Source organism: Shewanella oncorhynchi (assembly GCF_012584455.1).
GTDB classification, from domain to species: Bacteria; Pseudomonadota; Gammaproteobacteria; order Enterobacterales; family Shewanellaceae; genus Shewanella; species Shewanella oncorhynchi.
In genome coordinates, this window is the sequence record NZ_JABAEB010000007.1 from 45,205 (window position 1) to 64,217 (window position 19,013).

The 19,013-nt window shown below is 45.1% G+C and carries 21 protein-coding genes; 6 read left to right on the forward strand and 15 right to left on the reverse strand.

Annotation, left to right across the window (positions count from 1 at the left end):
* Positions 1 to 144: 144 nt before the first annotated feature.
* The 4 genes from HGO26_RS12605 to HGO26_RS12620 form a co-directional block, all read right to left on the reverse strand.
* The gene (locus tag HGO26_RS12605; protein ID WP_168825513.1) at positions 145 to 540 is read right to left on the reverse strand and encodes a hypothetical protein; all 396 of its coding nucleotides are present in this window, start codon (positions 538 to 540) and stop codon (positions 145 to 147) included.
* A gap of 81 nt (positions 541 to 621) precedes the next feature.
* The gene (locus tag HGO26_RS12610) at positions 622 to 1,035 is read right to left on the reverse strand and encodes a hypothetical protein (protein WP_168825515.1); all 414 of its coding nucleotides are present in this window, start codon (positions 1,033 to 1,035) and stop codon (positions 622 to 624) included.
* 101 nt (positions 1,036 to 1,136) lie between these two features.
* Positions 1,137 to 1,520, reverse strand: a complete 384-nt coding sequence (locus HGO26_RS12615; RefSeq protein ID WP_168825517.1) for a hypothetical protein — start codon at positions 1,518 to 1,520, stop codon at positions 1,137 to 1,139.
* 52 nt (positions 1,521 to 1,572) lie between these two features.
* On the reverse strand, positions 1,573 to 2,514 hold the full coding sequence (locus tag HGO26_RS12620) for a leucine-rich repeat domain-containing protein (protein ID WP_168825520.1): 942 nt from the start codon (positions 2,512 to 2,514) through the stop codon (positions 1,573 to 1,575).
* A gap of 691 nt (positions 2,515 to 3,205) precedes the next feature.
* Here HGO26_RS12620 and HGO26_RS12630 point away from each other — a divergent pair.
* Entirely contained in the window at positions 3,206 to 4,222 is a 1,017-nt protein-coding gene (locus HGO26_RS12630) for an IS110 family RNA-guided transposase (protein ID WP_168825522.1), read from the forward strand.
* A 470-nt stretch (positions 4,223 to 4,692) separates the two neighbouring features.
* On the opposite strand, the gene HGO26_RS12635 is transcribed toward HGO26_RS12630, so the two are convergent.
* The 4 genes from HGO26_RS12635 to HGO26_RS12650 all read right to left on the reverse strand — a co-directional run bounded on the left by HGO26_RS12635 (position 4,693) and on the right by HGO26_RS12650 (position 9,649).
* The gene (locus HGO26_RS12635) at positions 4,693 to 5,523 is read right to left on the reverse strand and encodes a hypothetical protein (RefSeq protein WP_168825524.1); all 831 of its coding nucleotides are present in this window, start codon (positions 5,521 to 5,523) and stop codon (positions 4,693 to 4,695) included.
* Positions 5,524 to 5,620: 97 nt separating this feature from the next.
* The gene (locus tag HGO26_RS12640; protein ID WP_168825526.1) at positions 5,621 to 6,334 is read right to left on the reverse strand and encodes a LysE family translocator; all 714 of its coding nucleotides are present in this window, start codon (positions 6,332 to 6,334) and stop codon (positions 5,621 to 5,623) included.
* A gap of 138 nt (positions 6,335 to 6,472) precedes the next feature.
* Positions 6,473 to 7,315: an AraC family transcriptional regulator gene (locus HGO26_RS12645; RefSeq protein WP_168825528.1), complete on the reverse strand. Its 843-nt coding sequence runs from the start codon at positions 7,313 to 7,315 to the stop codon at positions 6,473 to 6,475.
* 276 nt (positions 7,316 to 7,591) lie between these two features.
* A complete protein-coding gene (locus tag HGO26_RS12650; RefSeq protein WP_425596660.1) occupies positions 7,592 to 9,649 on the reverse strand; it encodes a TonB-dependent receptor in 2,058 nt (685 codons plus the stop codon).
* 327 nt (positions 9,650 to 9,976) lie between these two features.
* Here HGO26_RS12650 and HGO26_RS12655 point away from each other — a divergent pair, with 327 nt between their 5' ends.
* Positions 9,977 to 10,792: a type 2 periplasmic-binding domain-containing protein gene (locus HGO26_RS12655; RefSeq protein ID WP_168825532.1), complete on the forward strand. Its 816-nt coding sequence runs from the start codon at positions 9,977 to 9,979 to the stop codon at positions 10,790 to 10,792.
* Between the two features lie 147 nt (positions 10,793 to 10,939).
* Here HGO26_RS12655 and HGO26_RS12660 read toward each other — a convergent pair whose 3' ends face one another.
* Positions 10,940 to 11,902 (reverse strand): hypothetical protein, encoded by a 963-nt coding sequence (locus HGO26_RS12660; protein ID WP_168825534.1) that lies wholly within the window; start codon positions 11,900 to 11,902, stop codon positions 10,940 to 10,942.
* 1 nt (position 11,903) lies between these two features.
* Positions 11,904 to 12,290 (reverse strand): PadR family transcriptional regulator, encoded by a 387-nt coding sequence (locus HGO26_RS12665; protein WP_168825536.1) that lies wholly within the window; start codon positions 12,288 to 12,290, stop codon positions 11,904 to 11,906.
* A gap of 411 nt (positions 12,291 to 12,701) precedes the next feature.
* Between HGO26_RS12665 and HGO26_RS12670 the strand changes: the two genes are divergently transcribed.
* From HGO26_RS12670 to HGO26_RS12680, 3 genes are all read left to right on the forward strand, one after another.
* Positions 12,702 to 13,373, forward strand: coding sequence for an excalibur calcium-binding domain-containing protein (locus tag HGO26_RS12670; RefSeq protein WP_168825538.1), 672 nt, complete (start codon positions 12,702 to 12,704; stop codon positions 13,371 to 13,373).
* A gap of 76 nt (positions 13,374 to 13,449) precedes the next feature.
* Positions 13,450 to 13,599, forward strand: a complete 150-nt coding sequence (locus HGO26_RS12675; RefSeq protein WP_168825540.1) for a hypothetical protein — start codon at positions 13,450 to 13,452, stop codon at positions 13,597 to 13,599.
* Between the two features lie 62 nt (positions 13,600 to 13,661).
* A complete protein-coding gene (locus tag HGO26_RS12680; protein WP_168825542.1) occupies positions 13,662 to 14,009 on the forward strand; it encodes a thioredoxin family protein in 348 nt (115 codons plus the stop codon).
* Between the two features lie 19 nt (positions 14,010 to 14,028).
* Here HGO26_RS12680 and HGO26_RS12685 read toward each other — a convergent pair whose 3' ends face one another.
* The 3 genes from HGO26_RS12685 to HGO26_RS12695 form a co-directional block, all read right to left on the reverse strand.
* Complete coding sequence (locus HGO26_RS12685; RefSeq protein ID WP_168825545.1) at positions 14,029 to 14,544, reverse strand: NifB/NifX family molybdenum-iron cluster-binding protein; 516 nt, start codon at positions 14,542 to 14,544, stop codon at positions 14,029 to 14,031.
* Positions 14,541 to 14,837 carry a DUF134 domain-containing protein gene (locus HGO26_RS12690; protein ID WP_168825546.1) on the reverse strand — a complete coding sequence of 99 codons (297 nt, stop codon included), beginning with the start codon at positions 14,835 to 14,837 and terminating at the stop codon, positions 14,541 to 14,543. Before HGO26_RS12690 ends, HGO26_RS12685 begins: the two co-directional genes overlap by 4 nt.
* 432 nt (positions 14,838 to 15,269) lie before the next feature.
* Positions 15,270 to 16,784, reverse strand: coding sequence for an ATP-binding cassette domain-containing protein (locus tag HGO26_RS12695; RefSeq protein ID WP_168825792.1), 1,515 nt, complete (start codon positions 16,782 to 16,784; stop codon positions 15,270 to 15,272).
* 325 nt (positions 16,785 to 17,109) lie between these two features.
* Here HGO26_RS12695 and HGO26_RS12700 point away from each other — a divergent pair, with 325 nt between their 5' ends.
* Positions 17,110 to 17,361: a DUF2999 family protein gene (locus HGO26_RS12700; protein ID WP_006083102.1), complete on the forward strand. Its 252-nt coding sequence runs from the start codon at positions 17,110 to 17,112 to the stop codon at positions 17,359 to 17,361.
* Positions 17,362 to 17,520: 159 nt separating this feature from the next.
* On the opposite strand, the gene HGO26_RS12705 is transcribed toward HGO26_RS12700, so the two are convergent.
* Complete coding sequence (locus HGO26_RS12705) at positions 17,521 to 17,859, reverse strand: carboxymuconolactone decarboxylase family protein (protein WP_247651549.1); 339 nt, start codon at positions 17,857 to 17,859, stop codon at positions 17,521 to 17,523.
* 152 nt (positions 17,860 to 18,011) lie between these two features.
* Complete coding sequence (locus HGO26_RS12710; protein ID WP_168825548.1) at positions 18,012 to 18,575, reverse strand: hypothetical protein; 564 nt, start codon at positions 18,573 to 18,575, stop codon at positions 18,012 to 18,014.
* Between the last annotated feature and the right edge of the window lie 438 nt (positions 18,576 to 19,013).

Below are 19,013 nucleotides of genomic sequence, written 5' to 3' on the forward strand. Positions count from 1 at the left end.
CTGAATAATGTTACATGAATAGTCATTTCCACAGAATGTTATAACTCACATTTGTACAAAAGTGAGCTAGTTTTTTACTCTAATTCGTGGAGTTCGGATTAAAATCCCTATGGGTTATCACCTTACAAACGCAAGCCAACTGTTTTACGTCCGTTTAAGCAACTTATTATGTTCTCTTGCTAACCACCACAAAAATAAGATTGCTTGTAATCCCGAAATACCTGCATAAAACAAAAACAATTCAATTTTCATAGAAGGTAGTGAAATCAGAATACCGAAAGCTAGAATCCCTAAAAAATAACACCATTTATTCTGATTAAAGAACTTTACTGCCACCCAATGCACAGGAAAGCCAATTAACATCCATCCAATAATTGAGAATATAAAATAGAACACTAAAACAAAACGTATTGATCCATAGAAGTATTTAAAATCCATTGTTATTAAGTCAGATTCATTACTCCAGTAAAACAGCATAATTGGAACAAAACATATTGCTATAGCAATAAACACGGCTCGTAAAAAGTGCTCCAAATTCACAACCTCTCCCTGAGAACATAACGCCGCAAGCGGCGAGCGTTAGCCAGTCCAGCACCGAAGGTGCGATGCTGACTTGCCTTGTTAACTTTTTGCATACTCTACAACTAAAGACAGCGGGAACAAAAAAATAGCTGCCAACAAGAAATAACAACAAAGATAAAACACTCCGTAATAAACTGAATTTGTTATCTTACAAGCTAACTCCAATCTACGGGTGCCTAGCAGAGACGGAAAATAACTAGAGAACAGATTAATCGCATCAGCATTCTCTTCAAATAGTTTCACTAAGAAAAGCCTTAGCGTTGTGATAGTCATTACCATCCCTGCAAGGACAAAGGTTAAAAATAATAACCACTCAGCCATTTCAAAAGCTGTAACACCAACGAATGCAGCAAGAACAAGTAACATAGTGCCGATAACCCACCAGCGATAATAGCTTGCCGCCTTTTTTGTAAGGGCCTGATAGCAAAATTTAAGCGGTGCTTGAGGGTGCATAGTTCTTCCATAAAGTTAACGCCCGCAGCACGCGCGGCTTTGTAGTGAAGGCGGAGCTGCAACGAAAAGGCCGTCGCTGTGCCTGCGATTGTTAGGCATTTCTACTTCCGGCCCCTCGAAATATAGTCGGCATATTCATCTTGAATCATAAACTCGTTCAATAACCTTTCAGATGATCCTGCGAATCGTTGCTCAATAAACTCTATCGCTTGGCCAAATGAAGTGAATGATTTGACCTCATTGGCATCCTCTAGCTCTAGGTCTGGATCTAGTGGACCAAACTCATAAATATTAAGGAATGATTCATCACCCAAATCAGCAGTTTCGTAAACTGAAACATCTATTTCGGATTTGGGACCTCGAACGCTTAGCCACTGAATACCAGCACGGCCATCCCGTTCACAGCCACCAAGAAAGCACTCAACTGCTTTCCCTCGCTTAAGCGCCGACTCGGCTTCTTGAAGATTAAGGTATCTACGGCTCATTGTGTATGCCTAACGCCGCGCAGCGGAAAATTTGTCCGACTGCAGCGCCTTGTTAACTGCAGAACTCAATTCTATAGCCTCTGGCTGTACTGTATTTTAAATCATTAAATGTGTCGCATATAACGGAACTATCAAAGAAACTAGATGCTTCATTTGTTTTCCCTTTAGTTCCGAGACCAAGTACAAGCCGCTGCAGCACTGGCAAACTATTATTTAGCTCAGAAAACAATACAGGATCTATCTTCGAATTAATTACAGCCAATTCGTTAATTGAGCTACCTTTAATACCTGACAAAGAGGAAAGTCCATTCATGGTATCCATGACCAAGCTCTTAAGGTGCTTTAGATTGGAAACATCTGGAATGGATGTAACTTGCTTTAGAGTACTTAAATGCAATATCTCAAGAGATGTCAGGTTTTCCAGGGCACTTAGATCGTGTAATTTCTTTACCCAAAGTATTTCTAGGCTTGTTAACTTAGATAATCCTTTAATAGCATTTAGGTCTTCAAATGTGCCGAAACCCAAATATAAACTTTCTAAATTACTCAGACTGGCAACATGCTCTATTTGTTTTTCTTGATACCCTGAAAGGGTTAGGTCTCTAAGGCTAGTGAGCGTAGCTATAGAATCGATATCTTTCTTATTTTTGACCAAACTCAGAGAATTTAACTTATTCAGATCTGATAGAGGCCTTAAAGATACAGTTTTTTTATTAAGCTCTCCCAGACTCAAAAACTCTATATCGTTTACATGCTCAGCAATAGCATCAATACTTGTTAGCGCAGGAAGAAAAATCTCTAAAGCTCTAATGCCCGAATAGTGTTTCAGGAAATCTAAACTGTAATCGTTACCCGCAGACCATGTAGGACCAAAAGCACCACCTAAGTATGATAGAGATATACCATCGATTTTTCCTTGGCGTATTTCATCCGCGATAGATGAATGTTCTTCATCGCTCAAATTGTCGGCTATCTTTTTTAGTTTTACGCGCATAATCTCAATTCTAGGTAGCAGTTAACGTCTTAGTATTTATGCGCTGCGCTGTTTGCAGGGCATAAATCGCTTGTTGACTAAATCTCAAATATGGCCACTGCCACATCCATGTAAATGGGTATAAATGATGCTATAGGAATTTGCTTTTTTGCGGTAGCGGTTTTTTATACAGTTTGATGGGTAATCACTTGATATCGTTTTAGCTTTCTCATTTTTCGCGCTTATTTTTTGCTGATCAATCGCTATCTAACGACTCAAAACTCCAAGGAATACACCTCCACTCGGAGTTGCCGCAGGGCGAATAGAGCTCTTGATTTAATAAAGAGTGCGTGAGTTCGGTCATGGATGACCGACTAGCTTTCGCAGGTGCAGGGGCGAATGAACATCGGTGATTTTCGCGCTTATGAGCGAGAGGCTAGGACTGCCGAACTGGAGGGCTTTACATGGATGTAAAGCGCATCCTTCGGAAGCGATAGCAAATTTGGCAATGAGCACAAGGAGCTTTCAACTCCGTTGGGGGCGTCTTGGAGCATCCAAGGGCGAAGGCCTACGGCCGCTTTGAGCGCGAGATATGGATATCGAGCTGGCTATTTAACATGGATAATGGAATGGACCCATCCACTTTTAATCGGCCTCGCAATGGGCCACGATGTAGTCGCTAAAACTCATCAGAAAGAGGACGGGTCCACCTATGAAGATTACTACAATCGGTTTAGATATCGCAAAGTCTGTTTTTCATGCTGTTGGTGTCGATAAAGCAGGCAAGTTAATCAAAAAGAAAATGCTTAGACGCAAAGACTTGCTGCCCTTTGTCGCGAAAATTGAGCCTTGCCTTATCGTTATGGAGGCGTGTGGCGGCGCGAGTTATTGGGCCAGAGAATTTGAGCAATTTGGGCACGTAGTTAAGTTAATTGCCCCGCAGTATGTGGTTCCTTTTAGGCAAGGTAATAAAAATGACTACAACGATGCGCTAGCCATTGCGGAGGCTGCGCAGCGGCCCAACATGCGGTTTGTAAAACCCAAAAGCGTCGAGCAGCAAGATGTGCAACTGCTCCACCGTATGCGCGAACGATTAACTAAACAATCAACAGCCTTAATCAACCAAGTGCGAGGCATGTTAGCAGAATACGGTATTGTCATTACCAAAAGTAAATCGGCTTTTAAAGCCCAGTTACCAGATATTTTGGTCGATGAAGCCAATATGCTGACCATCAAGGGTAAAGCCATCTTTTATCAGTTATATGATGAGGTTATCGACATTGAAAAACGGCTTAAGAGTTGTGACACCCAAGTACTAAACGAAACTCATAACAATTTGATTTATCAGCGATTACAAACTATTCCTGGTGTTGGGCCTGTCACCGCTACGGCGATTTATGCTGCAGTGGGTGACGGTAAAGACTTTAGCAATGGCCGACATTTTTCAGCTTGGTGTGGCTTAGTACCTAAGCAGCACAGCAGTGGCGGGAAAGATAACCTCCTCGGGATAAGTAAGCGGGGAAACGCCTATTTACGTACGCTATTCATCCACGGCGCCAGAGCGGTGTTGCGACACAGTGGGAGTAAGTCGGATAAGTTGAGTTGTTGGGCTATCCAGCTAGCGGAGCGCCGAGGTTTCAATCGTGCGTGTGTGGCCGTCGCGAATAAGCTCGCCAGAATGTCATGGGTTATCGCGGCACGTGAAGAAGAGTTTCGGCTCGCTATGTAACAACATCAAATGTACTTATTATGTTAACGATTAACCAACCAGCAAGTTGCTAAGACACTTGATTTGATGATGAGACAGTCAGACTGATCTACTAAAAACCTTACGAAAACATAGGCTCTGATGAAGCCGCAGGGATGATAAGGACAGTAGAAGCAAATATCCATCAGGGCCAGAGGAATCCCTCAATAACAGGCCGAATATATGGGTGCAATGAACTCTTCTCAAAATTGATATCGAATGTCTTGCAAACCGGATGGGTCCATATATGTTTTTGATAGGACGAGCAGTCCTCCTTGGTCGGGTGTGGGGTGAAGCCCCACGACTTTGATTTTGATTAAAGCATTCAAACTACGAAACACACTTTGGGGCAATAGCTTCTAGCTAAAGGAAATCGTTAGGATTATTAAAGCAGCGACCATCACCATAGGGTCGCGGCTTTAAATCTCACTCATAGGGATATGGAAACGAGACTAGTCTGCTTTAATAACGGCTTGTGTCAGTATTTCTTGGTCATTCTTAAACACCACTAGCTCGCCTAGAGGACTATCGCTGCCGCCTAAGACGGTGACATAACAATAATACTGGTATGGGCCGCTGCGAAATTGGTATGAATGATTCCCTCCACTGCCATCAAAAACGAGTTTGCCTTTATTCAGCACTAAATCTGGCTTTTCACTCAATGCCTTACCCTTTGCCCATGCGGCATAGCGGTATTGGCTGTTCCCCATATCATCGACACGAATGGTAAACTTGGCGGTCTCCCAAGATAACGCTGGGCTGACAAACTCACTCACACTCGGATGTAATGCCGTTTGTTGCTTAGCAATAAGCTCTGCTTTCAGTTTTGCCTCTACCGGTGTTTGATAGTTAATGGCGATGATCTTGCCATCAAAATCCAGCCACACAACACCGCTACCGAGCATAATGCCGCGCCAGCCCATCGTCTGCCAATCGGCTTCAATCTTAGAATGGGCGATCTGCTCAAGCAGCTTAGGATCAAAAACCTGATCAAAACGTGCGATCATTTCCTGCGTATTTTGAATCGCTGGGATCGGATATTCACGTTTAAGCGGGTAAGCCACACGCTTAGCAATCGCCTCAAGATCATTGGCCTTGGCGGCGTCGATAAGCCCTTGCACCAGAGGGATATATTCCTGTGGCATGGCTTCATCAGCGGCGTTTGCATTGATACTTAAACCCATAACGCTGAATATTAACGCCGCAGAAAAAGCGATATTCATCAGTTTAACTTGGCTGAAAACAGCTAATTTGCTTCCCTTGAGTCGTGAGGCGAATGGCATCTTTATCCCTTACTCCAAATGTCTCTGCTGAGACTAAAGGCCAAGAATACCATAAGTGCCTCAGACTAAAACCTAAGGTGATTTACACTGCGCCTAACTAAGCGGTTAATAATAGGTTTGAGTAAATCGCCAAAGCTACTGACATAAAGATGACACCAATAACCGCATCGATAACCGGTGTTAGTCGCTGCAATTTAAGTTGCACCTGCGCCTTTGACAACATTACCGCTAAAAAGCCAAACCATGCCAATGACAGAGACAACAACAAAATAGCGGAAGCGATTTTAGTACTCGTTGTAACACTTGGGGTAATCAAGGCCGAAAACAGGGTTAAGAAAAACACTAATGCTTTCGGATTCAATAGATTGGTATAAAGCCCAGTCAAAAAACCTTGCCTGCGCGACATAGCGCCACCTAAGCCACCAGCAACAGACGCCACGCCTTCAACGTCACCAGCGCTAATAACAGCATCATCATTTGTCCCTGCATGGACTCTGGCACTCATTTTACGTTTAGCGAGTATCGCAAGACCGGCACGCAGGGCACCAAGCCCCATCCAAGCGAGGTAAGAAGCACCCACAATTTGCACTAAGAGATACAGAGTGTGTGAACTCTTAATGAGTAGACTCACACCGGTCAGACTCAAAATCGTATGAGCTAAAATGGCTATTGAAATCCCCACAGCGGCGGCAACCGCAGTGCTTCTGGACTGCTGAGTCGCAATCTTCACCATAATGGCAAAATCGGGTCCGGGACTGATTAAAGCAACGGCATGGATTACAGCCAAGGTGAGTAATAAAGATAAATCCATAGATATGCGGCTCCGCAAAAAAGGTTAATAACGATAACTGAGGCAGCCAGTATGGCAATTTGTCGCAGCGCTGAATTGTAATAAATTGCACTATTTCAGTGTTTTTTAAAATCAGCGGCAGTTGAAAGACGGGGGAAATTAGAGCATACGCCGCTGAAATTGCACTGGCGATAATAGGAATGCCTGCTTAAAAGCTTTGTTTAAATGACTTTGATCGAAAAATCCGAACTGCTGCGCCACATCCGCCACTAAAGCGCCATGACTTAAGGACTTTTTCGCCAACTCTAAACGCACCCGTTTAAGGTACGCATGGGGAGTCATCCCTGTTGCCTGTTTAAATTGCCGTAAAAACTGAAACTTACTTAAATTCACTTCATTAGCTAAGGTTTCAAGTTGAGTATTATGCCAAGGCTCATCGTGAATTCGCTGTTTCACTAAGCTCACCTGCAACTTAGATAACCCGAGTTGTTCACTCGGCTTAGATAGGCAAGATGAAATACCGCTTGGGTAACGCTCCAGCAGCAGATGAATAAAATTCAGTAAGTGGGACTCACCCGCAAGCGCACTGCATTGGCCTTGAATTAATAGCTCGTGTAGCTGAATAAAATATTGATAAAGCGTCGGGTCATCTACCATAGGCGCGCTGAAAAAGTGCTCCTTCAAACCCAGTTCTTGGCTGACTTCATTCATATATTCCACAGGGATCGACATCACTTTCACCCGATAACCGTCGGCATCGCGGCTCTGACCATCGTGGGTTTCGTCGGGATTTAAGGTCGATAAACTATGCTGACCAAGCTGATAACTACTGCCCTTATTCACAAACTGCTGCGCACCTTGAGTGACTACGCCTAAGTGGTAATCCAGATGCACATGTTTATCAAAACTGAAATGCGTAAATTCCGCCTGACTCAGTTCTATGCCTGATAAGCTAGGATGACGCCAATAATTAATGTTTTCAATGGGTGTTGCAGTACTCATAACTCGCGGCGATTACCTATAGCATCAGCTGTAAAACAGGGGGAAACTCAGATCGACTCGTCATCATTCTAGCCTTCATTGTCAGCGCGGGAATAGTAAATTATTGCAGCCACATAGTTTGAAGCGATTTGGGCTTAGATTAGTGCTTAAATTAGCGCTTAAATGAGTGCCGCTGAAAAACAAAAGCGCCCAACTATCTGGACGCTTAATTGAGATACATTTTTGCTCGGCGACATACGTAATAACTTTCGATATCGCCTTAACAGATGAATACCACTAGAAATGATAACTTACACTGACTCTCACCATTCGTGGCTCAACAGGATGATAATGCTGATCTTCAACCCCTTCGGCTGCTTCGCCGGGCAAACGAGAGGCATAAAAATAATCTATGTCGTGATCTTTACTATCAAACACATTGAGCAGCTCAAGCTTAGTATCGAAGCGGCGGAACTCGTATCCTAATGCGAGGTTAACTAATGTGGTCGCATCAGCCTTGTGGTCATTAAAGCTGTCGAGCACCCGCTCGCCAAGGTGCCGCACGCGTACACTCGAATACAGGCCATCGCCGTCGGGTCGATAGGTGATGCCCGCACTGGCAACAAAGGGAACTGCGCCATCGATATACTTGCCCTCTTCAAATTCATTTTCAGTAAATCTAGCGTTAGTCCACGCTAATTCCATATCGATACTGATTGCCTCATTCAGCCAATAATAAGCCGTTAATTCAGCACCATAACGTTCAGATGCACGACTCGGCTCAGTGTTACCCGCATCGCCCACAAATACTAATTCTGAATCTAGTTGCAGATACCAGATCGCAGCAGAGAAATTAATAAAGTCCCTGTCATAGTATTTCACCCCAAATTCGCCGCCATTTGAGCGCACGAGGAGATCGACTTTTTCGACCTCATCGCCACTCACAGGGTCAACCTTGATCGTTGCACCGCGGGCATCGTTCGAATGTAGCCCTTGGCCTGCATTAACATATAACTCAAGATTATCGCTCCACAAATAAGAAGCACCGGCTTTGAGGCTGAACATACCATCGGACGCATCGCCACTGTTAAGCGGATTATCACTGTCGACCTGCACATCAAAATAATCGTAACGCAGCCCAAGATTAAAACGCCATTGCTCAGCTGGTAGCCACTCAACTTTGCCAAAGATACCACTCGACAACTCTTGCACTTCATCAAGCCTTACCGTATTCAGCCGTTGTCGCGCCTGAGTGTTATACAAACCCACTGCACCAATATCGTCATAACGCACATCACCGCCCACACTGTAATTCAGTTGAGTGCCACCAAGTGAAGTCTGCCAATCACGCTTAAGATCACCGCCCCAAATCGTGCGTTCATCGACTTGTTCAAACTCATCACCATTGATGGGATCGTTTAAGAAATAGGTAAAATTAGAGAATAAATTCATAGTCGAGCGAATGGCGTAGACATTTCCCTGCCAATCACCCGCATCGTAATTAGCTGAAACGCTATAACGGTTAGATTCACCGCCGACGTCTTTATCTAAAGATCCATAAAAATCAATTAATCCAGAATCCACCGCACGGGCGGGGATCTGATCCGCCGAATTCCAGCTGTTGTCGTAGGCCATCATAGTGACGCTCAAGTCACCCTCGCCGAGCCGAGTTAAATAACGCCCGACGACACTGATCTTACTCACATCCTCATCAATATCCGTCCACGGGCCATCATAGGTTTGTGCCTCACCACCCCAAATAAAACGCCCCATGTCAGTGTTTAGCTCCTGAGTTGCCACGAGTCGCTGGTAACCATATTCCCCCAACGTCACCCCAACTTGGTTATGGGGGAGTTGATCAGCCAGCAGTAATTGGGCAGCACCCGCGCCAGAAAAATCGGCCACCTCAGGATAATAAGCGCCTTTGGCATAACGGATCTCGCCTATAAGTTCAGGGATCAAAAAGTTAAGATCCGTATAACCCTGACCATGCCCATGGGTTCGCATATTCACAGGCATACCATCGACTCGAGTATTAAAGTCTGTGCCATGATCCAAATTAAAGCCGCGTAAGAAATACTGATTCGCCTTACCCGAACCACTGTGCTGAGTGACTATCATCCCAGGAACAAATTCGAGGATTTCGCCGGTTCGTAATAGGGGTCGACTCTCGATTTCTGCCGCGCCGACTATCCCCTCAGATGCCGAAGTGCTATGGCCTAAGGTATTAATTTGCCTACCGCGCACCTCTAAGCGTTCGATATTGTCCGTTGCCGCCTCTGCCACTACGGTACTCGATAAACAACAAAGAGGTAATAACCACGTCATTGATAACCAAAGCTTTGATAACCGCATTCCTGATAATCCCAGTCCCGATTTCATCCTTTCTTTCCTACTACAGGTGATAGACGGCAAGGATTTAACGCCTTATTTACAAGCAAAAAACCGATCAAGCTCAAACTCTGATGAATAAAAAACCAGCAAAATACAGGCAAATATCATTTCTATGTGCCGTATCGCACATTTTTAAACCCAAAAGGACAAAATGTCCGCCAGCAGATCACATTTCAACCGTGTGTTAGTGCGAAATCATGGAAATGAAATAATCTTGCTTGAATAAAAATGAACCCATTTATCAGGCTAGCTATACTCTAAATAACTCAACACTTTTAGAGACACGCTATGCAACGATGGAGCAATATGCAAATTTGGAGTGTGTGGGTAGGCCTTTTCTTTTGTGTCTCGGTTCATGCAACCAGCAAATCAACTGCAGAAACCACAGCGATGATTGCTGATAAACCTATCATTACGATGGCGTTTTATGAGGATCCCAAACATAACTTCTACTTTAAATGGGCTGAACTGATTTACGCCCAAGCCTTTGAACGCTTAGGATATGACTTCTCCTATCAAGTGGTTCCCGCAGCCCGCGCCAGTATGATGGCGGACTCAGGTAAAGTGGATGGCGAGCCGGGGCGTGTATCTCGTTATGGCGAAAAGTTTACCAACCTCATTCGAATTGAAGAACCGGTTATCGATACCCATTTAATTGCCTTCGCGCACAATCCCGAAATCAAAATACCTGACTGGCAAGCGCTGCAAAAGAGTCGATACAAGATCGAATACTATCGAGGCGTGTTCCTCGCAGAACAAAAGCTAAAGGGACTCATTCCTAAGGAGCGTCTGACTGAATCTTCATCCCCCGCGAGCTCCTTTCGTAAAATGCTCCGCGACCGAATCGATATCTATATTGATACGGAGGCAAGCTCATTGGATCTATTACAAACGCCAGAGTTTCAAGGCAGCAAAATAATCGCGATTGCCACCCTAGAAGAACTCACCAGCTATGGTTACTTAAATAAACGTCACGCGGCACTCGCAGTTAATCTTGCTCGGGAGCTAAAACAGATGAAGCAAGAAGGTATATTTGACACCTACAAACAACAGGCCCAAAAATCGCTTAATAATGAAATGAATCATGGCGATACCCCAGAATAAATCAGCATCGACTGTAAAAGTCGTGGCTTACTTTTCTCCACAGAAGATGGCACTAATGTAAAAAGCCTGTTCAATCATACTGAACAGGCCATGTATTCGATGAAAAAGTGAATAAAACTCACCTACAAAACCTAGGTTAAACCTTACTTATTTGCTTGCGAGTTTACGCCAACGCAACCCATCGCGAATCACCTCATAGCCAGGGAACATAGCGGCAATCACTAGAGTATAACTTAGCCAATGTTCTAACTGTAATAACGTAAATTCCCCATTTAATTCAGCTCCTTGGTTTTGTACTTGGCTTTGTAATAGTGGCGAACTAAAGGCCAGAAAGACTAAGAACGAGGCATAAGCAAGATTGATCCCCATATTCGCCAGTAACAATTCAGTAGTCCACACTCGGCGGCGTAGTTGCCAGAGACTATTGCCCATAGACAGCAAAATAATAGGGCTAAACCATTGCAGTAATTGCTGAGCATTGACGCTGAAAATCACAGTCCGCGCGGCTAATTGCTCGCTACTCATCCACACAGAACACCAGATCACAAGTAAGAGAAAAAGATATGTCGCCAGATCGGTAAACACATCGCTTAAACTAATATGCTGCCAACCGGGCCCAACCTTAGGTAAATTCTGCGGCTGCCATTTTTGGCAATTGCTGCCAGATAGGGGTTTCCCCTGAGCCGAGAAACTCCAAAAGGCCAACAGGATAGCGGTAAAGGCAAGACAGGCATCGCCGATAAAACCTTTGGCAATATGGTGGATAAATCCTAATAGATCCCCCTCTGCAGAGCCCAACCATTGAGTCGTGCCGCCCACAACCTGCAGCACAAACAAGACCCCAAGCACAGTGAAAAGTGTATGTTTAAAAAGCGGAATATCCTCAGAGGCAATAATAGGCACTGCCGGAACAAATTGCTGCGCGACCTTACAGGGATGACCCATTTGCTTTAATACTGCGACAATTTGCGCTTCAGTCAATTCACCTTGTTCAGATAGGGCATCCAATTGGTCGCAAATATTAGCTTTTAATTCACGGCCAATTTCCTGACGTTTATTCTCGGGCAATTCTCGCTGCACCGCGGCAATATAGCGATCGACTAATTCCATATCAAATCTCCTCTGCACTCTCGTCTGGGCTTTTTATATCAGAGCCATTAGTGTCAGCACTTTGCTCCAGTAAAAAAGCCAAGGCGCCATTAAGTTGCTGCCATTCATCGGTCAGTTGACTGAGCAACTCAGCCCCCAATGACGACAATTGGTAATAACGACGCTCACGCCCTTCGGCCTGTCGCCACTCACTATCCAACAATCCTTGATCGGCTAGGCGGCGCACTAAGGGATACAAAGTCCCTTCGTCAATATCGATACCGCCTTCCTGCAACTGTTTGCGGAGCGAATAACCGTAGTGGGCTTGTTTTAATAATCCCAGTACCGCCAACACTAATACCCCACGGCGCAACTCGAGTCGCATTTTGACTAGCTGTGAACTTGTCATTGTCGAATTCCTGTCCTTAACACTGTGTCACACACACTGTGCGCCACACAGCAAATACTATGTAGCACACAGTAAAATTGCAAGTTTTCATGCGCATTTTTTGATCACTTCGTTTATTATTAATGCAATCTATTGTTTGTATTGAATTTACAAAAATGCCAACCGTTGCTGCTAAGTGCTCACATTTCCCCACCGCCATACACTCAATGCGAATGAGTCACACATAAGCAAATTCAATATAAAAAATTGCAAAACTTCCTTTGCTTGAGTAACTTAGCATCCAACATTGAATAGCCGATTCGTCAACCTAAGTACGGTTTGCTCCTTAAAAAAGATAAATCGGAGCGACTCAAGTAAGTATTGATATTCAATAACTAAAAATATTAAGCGGTTAAATTAAGGACATAGAAAATGCTCATGGATAGAGGCGTACTGGTACGCTGGAACGATGAAAAGGGATTTGGCTTTATTCAGCCTGAAAAAAACGCAGCCCAAGATGTGTTTATTCACATTTCAGTGCTGAAAAAGATGGCGAGAAAACCCATAGTGGGCGACAGCATTCTGTATCAAACGGAAGTGCAAAATGACGGCAAGAGAAAAGCGGTTATCGCCTCAATTGAAGGCGTCGCTGTCGTTGCAGCGAGTGCAACACCGCGCTCCCACTCTCATGTCCAATCACGCAATGAAAACTTCAACTTCGATAACAAAAACAAAGCGCATCACCATAACTCACGAAAATCGTCCTTTAATACGATAATCCCGCTGCTAATCATCGTGGCCATAGTTATCTTTGGCTTTAAACAATACCAAGAATTCAACGAAGCTCCTGTATTAGATCAAGCCCCTGTATTCAGTGAAGCATCAGTAATCACAAATGATGACACTCAGCCAATGCCCATGTATGAAACTAAAGCGCGAACACAAGCAACGGCAACACCAAGATTCCAATGTGAAGCGGGTAAAACCCATTGCAGCCACATGAGTTCCTGTGCTGAGGCGACTTTCTACATCCAAAATTGCCCCAATACTCAAATGGATGGTAACGGTGATGGCATTCCCTGCGAACGCCAGTGGTGCAGTTAGCAATGCGACATATGTAAAGTCACGCGTATAACCTTAAGCCTGAGTAGGTAGCAGGTAGCAGGTAGCAGGTAGTGAAATGATAAATAATCTAAAACAATGGCGAGATAGCCTGACAGGCTTACAGCAAATCGGAGTGATTGCTGCCAGTATCGGGCTTCTCATGCTTGGCTTATTCTACCTTGGTCAATTTATCAGTAGTAGCGTGGTAAAAATGGGCTGGCTTTAACCCTAGAAATACGCAAACTAGCCCATGAATTGATACCCATCACAACTTCCAAATGGCAACGCATGCACACTGATATCATCACGCACATTGATTCACCTGAGATGCTTGAGTCCATGTTAACTGAGCATGCGGCGGTGCTGTTGTTATTTGGCGCGCCAAACTGTGGTGTGTGTCAAACGCTCAAACCGAGAATTGCAGAGATGTTAGCGCAAGCGTTCCCGCTGATGCGGATGGCCTATATTGATTGCCAAGCCCAAGGTGAGATAGCGGCGAGCCGCAATGTATTTGCCTTGCCGGTGGTGGAATGTGTGTTTTATGGCAAAACCTTTGGACGGTTTTCTAAGGTGTTTTCGTTAGCGGATATTCGAGGGGCGCTTGCCCGCCCCTATGGTTTGATCGTGACGGAATAATTCAAATTAGACAGTGAGATTATTTGTTTACCAAGGGTCTAAACCCAGCGTAATGCACTGACTTATCGAGCTTAACCTGTACTGCTGGCGTACTTATAAGACGTGTTGAACCAGGTGCTGCTTTAGCTTTACCACTGCAACCGCAGCCGTCACCTGTAGAATGACAACATCCACCCTTGGCTGCATGTTTGAGTGAAGCGCGACCTTGGGATGCATCCGTCAACCTAAGATTAAGATCCGCAGTTTGTGCAAGTAAAGTCGCCACTGTTTGGCTCGCACTGCCTTTACTCACGCTAATCCCCGCATCGAGCAACTTTCCTAACATGCGCTCACCAATATTCTGCACAAGTACAATGTCGGTACCTTGTTGGGTAATCAGCTCTAATAAGGCTTTTTTAGCACTACAGTCACCCTCAATTGCCGGGTTATCGACCAGCTTAATCAGCTGAAACTGTTCATTATAAAAGCCAATTTGTAGGGCTTTTGTAAAGTGACTGGCGAGGCGTTCGCGGCTCATCGGCATGGCAATAATCATGATAAATCCTTGTCTGTTTGGGTTGGCAGCCTCAAGGCTTGACCTTGAGTGATAGCCGTCGCCACCTTTTTACGGGCATTGGCGAGAAGGTATCCAAAGGTTTGCCGAGAAATCCCCATCAAGGCCGCGGCTTCGATCTGGCTTAATCTTTTGACGTCACCCAGTTCGAGGGCCTCAAACTCATCGGCCTCTAATTGAATATGGGTTAATTTAACCGCAGGGATCCCATTAGGCTTAAATAGGCTACAGGGCACACAGCTCGATAATTGACGGTATTTTTTGGGTCTTGGCATAAATGTTTTTATCTTTAAGTCGTCTTATATGTCTTGAAATCGTGTTTTAGGTCTTAGTGCACATCTTGTTTACAGCGCACGACACTAAGGCTCATCTAGGGCTCATCTCGCTAAGGGAGTCCATCGTTCTGGATTATCAAGCGTGATAACTGACTTGATGAATAAGTTCAGTGGATGAACCATAAAACTGTCACGAGTTTCTGGCCTAGGCCAGAAACTATTATTCGCGCCAACGACATTCAAAACTGTAAGACGGCTCACAGTTACCTATATCAAGCATGACTAATTAACAGAACTGCTGTCTGGCGTGACTAACACACTCAATGGCTAGCGCCCATTAAGGTCAGTTTTAATCTGCGTTGGAGTGCCGAGGGATAATGACAAACTCTGCAAACAAATAAGCAGCCGTTAAGCTGTTGCGATAGGTGGCATTTACTGATTTAAACGGGTTAAATCCTCAGACTCACAGTAGTTCACCTGTACCGAATAGCCGTCATCTTGCTTGATAAAATCGACAAAGTTTTTAATCGCAGGTAAGGCATCTTCCCTATGGTGCGACACGTACAGCAATTGGCTCAGATGATGCTCGGCTATCATCTCCAGCGCCCGCATCACTAAGGTGCGATTGATAAAATCTAAGCCCTGATACGGCTCATCTAAAATCAGCAACAGTGGCTGTTTAATCAAGGCGCGACCTATCAGCAGTAACCGCTGCTGACCATAATCGAGCTTCTTAAAGCTGGTGCTCGCCAACCCTGTCATGTGCAAAATCGCCAACCATTCCTTCGCCAAATCCAGCTGAGGTTTAGTGGGTTTATGGTACAGGCCAATAGAGTCAAAAAAGCCCGAAAGCAGCACATCTAATGCCGAGCAACTGACGCGATATTGCAAGTGTAGCGCCGACGATACTATGCCAATCCGTTGTTTAATCTGCCAAATACTCTCGCCGCTTCCGCGAGGTCGGCCAAAGAGCGTGATGTCGTTGCTATAGCATTGGGGATGGTCGCCTAAAATCAGCCCTAGCAAAGTGCTTTTACCGCAGCCATTTGGGCCGCGAACTTGCCAATGTTGCCCCGCCTCGATGCGCCAATTCACGCCGCTGAAAATCAGCCCACTGACATATTCCACTTTGCCATTTTTAATCTCGACCAGAGGATCAAACGCCTCGGCGTTGTGCCTTTGCCGCTCCATCAAGGCCAAGAGTTCATCGCTACGTTGCGCCGATAACGCATTCAGCTGCGCCATCACAGGATGATTGTGCCATTGCTCAATCGACATCGACGGGCTGAGTTTATGCACACTCTGCCCCGATTTGAGCATCTCACCATTAAACAGCGCTACATGACTGATGCACGGCGGCAATTCTTCTTGACGAGAGGTAATGATCAGCAACTGGCTATGCTCGGCCACTTCACTCAGCAGCTCAGATAAGCTCGCCTGATGTTCAGCATCGAGCCCTGCATAAGGGTCATCTAAAATCAGCAATTGCGGTAACATTGCCAGTGCACGTGCCAGCATGACTCTGCGCGTTTCGCCCGTGGATAATTGCCGAAAACCGCGCCGACGCAGAGGCTCAAGCCCAACCTTTTGTAATAATGCTGGGAGTTGCTTGGCATCTTGGCAGCATTCCAATACTAAGGATTCGACACTCGAACCGTAATCCAACTCGTCTTTTTCTAACTCGCGCTCCAGCAACGCTTGCTGCAGTCCAAGTGACACCCAGCCGATACGTTGCGGCAGGCCAGCAATCGTCCCTTCATCGGGCAGAATATCACCCGTTAATATTCGCCCGAGCAAGGAACCACAATAACTGTCGGTCGCGAAAATCGCCCAATGTTCAGCAGGGTGCAGTTGCCACTCATCGACCACTAGCACCTCATTATCACGCCCGTATCGTAACTGTTTAACCACAATACTTTTGTCTTGGTTCGCGACAACATCAAGCATAACCACAGTTCCTTTCTTTTTTAAGGGATGATAAAAGCCAGCGATTACCCAATCGCATTGCGCCATGATATCTAAGGCAATCATATCTAGAGCCACAATATCCAGTGCAACGGCTCACGATGCACGACAGTCGCTCAGGTTTTATCGGCAGATTTTGGGGAATACGTCACCAGAGTAAAGCTTATTGGGGATAAAATCTAATGCGCTTAATGGCATAGGCAAAGCGTGGCAACATCCAACGGGTACGCATGTGTGAGGCAACCACTCTGGCAGAACTGTGATAAAATCGGCACCTGTTTAACTTTCATATCAACAAGGTAATGCAATGAATCCCATTATTGCCATCTTAAAAGAACACAACGTCAGTGACGCTAAAATCCAAGAACTGTTTCAAACATTAACCGAAAATCCATTAATGGCGATGGGCACGCTCGGTCAATTAGGCATCCCAGCCGAAAAATTACAACAACTGCTGGGGCTAGTGATGCAGAAACCGGCCTTGATCAAAGAAGCCGTGCTTGAACTCGGTTTGGATTTCTCAAAAGTAGAAGCCGCAAAAGCCCAGCTACAAAAATAAGCGCAGACTGTTCAAGTTTGTAGCCATCATACGCTAGGGGAATCCGCGTAACTCAGCTCCCCTAGCGAATGTTAAAACCACTAAACCTCAAAGTAACTAAATCTCACAGCAACTAAACCTCAAAGCCATTGACGCTCAAAATGATCAATACCAAGTAAGCTAACTGTTTTGCGCCTGCCACTCCTCAATCGCCTCTTTCGCCGCTCGAAAAGCCTCAATCCCCGCAGGCATACCGCAGTAAACGGTGCAATGCAGTAAGACTTCTTGGATCTCTTCAACCGAGCAGCCATTGTTTAGCGCGCCCCGCACATGGCCCTTTAACTCAGTCGGCGCCTTTAATGCCGCCAGCGTCGCAATAGTAATCAAACTGCGCGTTTGCCTTGAGATAGCATCACGCACCCAAACCTCACCCCAGCAATTCGCCGTGACTAAATCTTGCAGCGGTTGCGTAAAATCCGTCGCACTATTGAGCGCCTTATCCACATAGCTATCGCCCATCACAGCACGACGCACCTCAAGCCCCTTCTCTTATTGCTCATCGTTCATCGATGCATCCTTTTTTCTTATGTGATTAAGCTATGTGATTAGACTTATTGAAACCGCCAACCAATCAGCCCTATATCCTTACCACCTATAACTGATAACTAACGTTAGATTGAGCGCACCCAAGAAACGAACTCTTCGGCGAGTCTGGGAGGGTTACAGGCCTCTGTCTGATCTGCGATCTCGTTATAGTACTCGAGCTCGTGAACTATGATGGGTACCGAACGACCAAAAACGCGACTAACGGTTAAGTTGGAATGGAGTGTAGAAGCGACAACGCATACTGCGGCAACAAATTGCTCGGTTATCTCCTGACCGAGCTCAAGGCAGCGATCAAAATCGACATCTTCCTCCGCATCACTGTACCCGAGACCGAGATCGGCCACCCAGCGAGCTAAGATATCCGCAGTCTGAGAGTCAGAATCCCCAAAGACGAGGAGTTCGTTTTGAAGCCAGAAGGCATAGTTCCATTTTGCTTCGTCAGAGCTAGAAGCCTTTGGAATCGAGGCATGCCACTCGTCGACTGTGTTATAGCCGACTGTCAGCGTAGGTAGACGGGGATCGTCATATTCGTTGTTGATATAGAAAGACAATGCATAGATCTGCTCCGCCTCAGCGGTTGGTATACTCGCGAGCGCTTCGGTAATAGCACTCTGAAGCGCGGTAATCATTGGGATATTCATACTGGGTTTCCTGCTCATTTAATGCCGCATTTAGCGAATGAAAATAGTGCATTGTAATTGAGAATAAGAGCTTAACCCACTATTTTTGTTCAGCTTAAATGTCTGCCAATATATTAGTATTCAACCAATTTATCATCGAGATAGTCTTCAATCTATCACACGTAAGACTGCCATTTTTATATAACCCTACGGCCAAGTGATAGAAGCTTGGAATACTCAAAGATACCTATATTTTTCTTGTAAATAACTCAGAAAGAAATATGTCTTTTCTCGCTTAATTTTAAAAATCGCGAGAAGTAAAATCGGTAGGGCAGCCACTGCTGTCAAACACTTTACAAGATATGAATGTCTTGCTAAAACCGAGGTTATTATATTTTTGGATATATATCTGGAAAATGGGGGCGAAACCAACAAAGGCATAGCAAT